The following is a 799-nucleotide window of genomic DNA, read 5'->3' as shown; positions in this document are numbered from 1 at the left end:
GTCTTGTAGCCTTGTGCGTTGCATTTCGTGCCGCGATCACAAGCAGTAGGCAATTCGGCCAGCATAGCAGGCAGCGACTGGCTACGCTGGCGCAGGATTGGGGAAGCCGACGCTGGCACTGCACGCTTGCTTCCCCGCTTTACCGCGCACTCCTTGCCTGGCGCAACTGCGGCCTCGGCCACGCCGGGAGCGACGGGCCGCTCGCGTGCTGCGATAGCAGTGCCGTCACGGCTGATATGCCCGATCAATTCACCGCCCAGATGTTCCTTGATCATGGCTTCGTAGGCACGCTCGACTATCCTGGTCTCGGCGAATTGGGCGAACGCCCGCGAGAAGGTCGCTTCCGAAGGAAGCTTGGCATACGGAGCGAAGCCGCAAATGCGACGCAATGGCTTGTCCATCGTCAAGCGTTCCACCAGGCCAGTCGTGGTGCCGATGCCGAGTACGGCCTTGGCAACAAAGGCGTTTGCCAACCAAGCTCGGACATGTGGCGGCCGACCAATGCCGCACCACGAGTGAGCGACAAATTCTTCCACCCGAGCCCATTCAAGAACATGCGCTACGCGGGCCAGTTTCGGTGTCACGACGCCGACTTCGGCACGCAACTCGGGAAGCACATCATGTTGAATCGCATTCCAGCGTTGCATGATCAGATCGCGTCGGGTAGCATCCATTGTGTGGGCGTTTTGGTGAAGTCTTGAGAAACTGCATCATGCCAGAAATGGGTGCGCCCACACCCTCCTTTATGCTTGCGATGCCAAGCCGTTCCCATGCGTTACGCCAGTTTTGCAAGAGCCTC

At 59.7% G+C, this 799-nt stretch carries 1 protein-coding gene; it reads right to left on the bottom strand.

Translation table 11 applies throughout. The annotated features are described in order from the left end of the window. Positions 1 to 674, bottom strand: a 674-nt coding sequence (locus tag F2P44_RS34420) for a transposase (RefSeq protein WP_229423918.1), incomplete at its 3' end; no start/stop codon positions are given. Positions 675 to 799: the final 125 nt, after the last annotated feature.

It is taken from the genome of Massilia frigida (genome assembly GCF_011682175.1).
GTDB lineage: Bacteria > Pseudomonadota > Gammaproteobacteria > Burkholderiales > Burkholderiaceae_D > Telluria_A > Telluria_A frigida.
Note: the sequence above shows the minus strand (reverse complement) of the source record. Positions and strands in the feature narration are given on the sequence as shown.